The organism is Streptomyces sp. NPDC057438, assembly GCF_042802995.1.
Lineage (GTDB): Bacteria > Actinomycetota > Actinomycetes > Streptomycetales > Streptomycetaceae > Streptomyces.
Genome location: NZ_JBHVDD010000183.1, coordinates 1 through 3,573 on the forward strand (window position 1 = coordinate 1; position 3,573 = coordinate 3,573).

The 3,573-nt window shown below is 73.5% G+C and carries 1 protein-coding gene; it reads right to left on the reverse strand.

Annotation, left to right across the window (positions count from 1 at the left end; all coding sequences use genetic code 11):
* On the reverse strand, positions 1-3,554 hold a 3,554-nt coding region (locus ACFU5F_RS42130; protein ID WP_383898962.1), incomplete at its 3' end, for an amino acid adenylation domain-containing protein.
* Positions 3,555-3,573 lie beyond the last annotated feature (19 nt).

Below are 3,573 nucleotides of genomic sequence, written 5' to 3' on the forward strand. Positions count from 1 at the left end.
GGCAGGGGTGTGAGTTCGCGGCCGGTGTAGGCGGTTTCCAGGTCTCGCATCAGGGGGGCCAGGGACCAGCCGTCGCCCGCGATGTGGTGCAGCACCACCATCAGTACATGGGAGTTTTCCGCGACCCTGAACAGACGTGCCCGGACGGGCAGTTCGCGGGCCAGGTCGAAGCGGGCGGCGGCCTCCGCCAGCAGGGCGTCCCGCAGCATGTTCGCGTCGCCCTCCGGCACCTCCTGGACGGCGATGGGCACGGTGACCGACGCGTCCTGCACGTGCTGCCGGGGTTCGCCGTCCGTCACTGGGAACGTGGTGCGCAGTGACTCGTGCCGGGCCACCACCGCGTTCACGGCCGCGCCCAGCGCGGCGACGTCCAACTCGCCCTCCAGACGTACGGCGAGCGGGATGTTGTACGTCCCGCCGTCCGTGTCCAGACGGTCCAGGAACCACAGGCGCTGCTGCGCGAACGACAGCGGCAGCACCTCCGGCCGGTCGCCGGCGGCGAGGGCGGTCAGGGCGGCGCGGGCGGTGTCCGCGCCGGACAGGGCGCGGGCGAGAGTGGCCGGGGTCGGGTGCTCGAAGACGGTACGGATGGCGAGTTCGACGTCGAGGGCCGTACGGATGCGGCTGACGAGGCGGGTCGCGAGCAGGGAGTGGCCGCCCAGCTCGAAGAAGCTGTCATCGACGGTGACCTTCGGGACGCCCAGCACGTCGGCGAAGACCTGGCAGAGGATCTCCTCCTGCGGGGTGCGGGCTCTGCGGCCGGTGCCCGCCGTGCCGGCCGCGGTCTCCTCGTGCTGCGGGGCGGGCAGCGCCCGCTTGTCGAGCTTGCCGTTGCCGGTGACCGGGAGGACCTCCAGGGCGACGAACGCCGAGGGGACCATGTACGCGGGCAGCCGGTCCGCCGCGTACTCGCGCAGGCCGTCGGTGTCGTCGCCGACGACGTACGCGACGAGTTGCTGGTCACCGGGGCGGTCCTCGCGGACCACGACGGCGACCTGGGCACTGCCCGTGCGATCGGCGAGCACGGACTCGATCTCGCCGAGTTCGACGCGGTAGCCGCGGATCTTCACCTGGTCGTCGACCCGGCCCGCGAATTCGAGGCTGCCGTCGGAGCACCAACGGACCATGTCGCCGGTGCGGTACATGCGGGTGCCCGGCGCGCCGAACGGGTTGGCGACGAAGCGGCTCGCGGTGAGAGCGGGGCGGCCCGCGTAGCCGCGCGCCACACAGGTGCCGGCGACGTACAGTTCGCCGACGACCCCCGGCGGGACGGGGCGCAGCGCGGTGTCCAGGACGTACACCTGCGTGTTCCACATGGGGGTGCCGAGGGAGAGGATCTCGGCGGGGATCTCGTCGTCGGTCTCGACGGTGTACGCGGTGCAGCCGACGGTGGTCTCGGTGGGCCCGTACTCGTTGACGACACGCACGCCGGGGTGTTGGGCGCGCCAGTGGTCGAGGTGCGCGCCGGACAGGGGTTCGCCGCCGAGGACGAGTTCCGTGGTGGGCGAGTACGCGGCGGGCAGCTCCTCCAGGAGGGCGAGGTGGCTGGGGGTGCCTTTGAGGAAGGCGACGCCGCCCTCCGGGGCGGGGGCCTCGGGGGCGGGGCCGCCGTCGGCGAAGCGGGTCAGGTGGACGCTGCCGCCCCGGACGAGCGGTGCGTACAGGCCGGTGACGGTGAGGTCGAAGGAGACCGGCGAGTGCAGCAGGGTGCTGCGCCCGGCGGACGGGTACAGGTCGAGCGCCCACAGAAGGTAGTTGACGACGGACCGGTGCTCGACGACGACGCCCTTGGGCCGGCCGGTGGAGCCCGAGGTGTAGATCACGTACGCGGGGTGCGCGGGCAGCAGCGGGGAGCGGCGGTCGGCGTCGGTGAGGGGGGTGTCGGGGAGGGCGGCGAGACGGGTGCGCAGGGCGGGGTCGTCACAACGGAGGACGGGAGCGGGGGCCGTGGCGTCGGTCGTGGGGAGGCGGTCGGCGAGTTCACCGGTGGTGAGGACGCAGACCGGCCGGGTCTCCTCGAACATTCCGGTGATGCGCTCGGCGGGGTCGGACGGGTTCAGCGGCAGGTAGCCGGCACCGGACTTCAGGACGGCGAGCAGGGCCACCACGAGGTCGGGCCGCTGGGGCAGCGCGACGGCCACCATGCGGTCGGGCCCCGCGCCTAGCGCGACGAGGTGACGCGCCAACCGGTTGGCGCGGCTGTGGAGTTCGCGGTACGTGAGCCGGGTGTCGGCGTGGCCGACGGCGTCGGCGTCCGGGTGGGCGGCGGCGGCCTCCTCGAGCAGGGCGGTGAGGGTGGTGTCGGGGACGGCGTGGTCGGTGGCGTTCCACTCACCGACCACACGGGCGTACTCCTCGCCGTCGAGCAGGTCCAGGCGGGCGATGGTCGTGTCCGGGTCGGCGGTCACGGCGGTGAGCAGGCCGCCCAGCCAGGCGGCGACGCGCTCCGCGGTGGCCGCGTCGAGGAGGTCGGGGCGGTAGTCGATGCGGAAGGAGAGCTCGTCGCCGGGCAGGCCGACGAGGCTGACGGCGTAGTGGGTGGCGTCCCGGGCGTCGACGTCGGTGATCTCCAGGCCGCCGGAGAGCGGGGGCGCCTGCTCGGCACCGAGCGGGTAGTTCTCGAAGACGGTGGTGGTGTCGAAGAGTTCCTGGTGCCCGGACTGGAGCTGGATGTCGCCGAGCTGCACGAACTGGTGGGCGGTGAGCTTGGACTGCCGGTCCTGGAGGGCGGTGAAGAGATCGGCGAGCCGGTCCTCGTGCTGCCAGTTCACGCGCACCGGGAGGGTGTTGATGAGGAGGCCGACCATGGTTTCGACGCCGGGGAGCTCGGGGGGTCGGCCGGAGACGGTGCCGCCGAAGACGACGTCGGTGCGGCCGAGGAGGCGGCCGAGGACGAGGCCCCAGGCGCCCTGGACGAGGGTGTTGAGGGTCCAGCCGCGGCTGCGGGCGAGCGCGGTCAGCTCCCCGGTCTCCTCGCGGCTGAGGGTGACGGTGGTGCTGTGCGGGACGACCGCGCCGCCGGGGCCGTTGCCCGCGCCGAGCAGGGTCGGTTCGCTCAGGCCGTCGAGTTCCCGGGCCCAGGCGTTCAGGGCGGCGGGCCGGTCCTGCCGGGCCAGCCAGGCCAGGTATTCGCGGTACGGCGGGACGCGGCGCATACCGGTCTCGTCGCCGCCGCGCTCGTACAGTTCGAACAGGTCGTCCAGGAGGACGGGCACCGACCAGCCGTCGATCAGGATGTGGTGGACGGTGACCAGCAGCCGGTGCCGGCCGCCGGGCAGCGCGGCGAGGGTGAAGCGGACCAGAGGCGGGCGGGACATGTCGAACCGGCGGGACCGCTCGGCGTCGGCGAGGGCACGGTACGCCTCCTCGGCGACCGCCACACTGCCCCGGTCGGTGAGGTCGACCTGCTTGAACGGCGTGCGCACCTGACGGCGGATCACCTGGAGCGGCTTGTCGAGCCCCTTGGAGCGGAACCCGGCCCGCAGGTTGGGGTGGCGGGCGAGCAGGGCCTCGGCGGCGGTGCGCAGGCGGGCCGTGTCGAGGGGGCCGGTCATGTCGACGGCGAGCTGCACG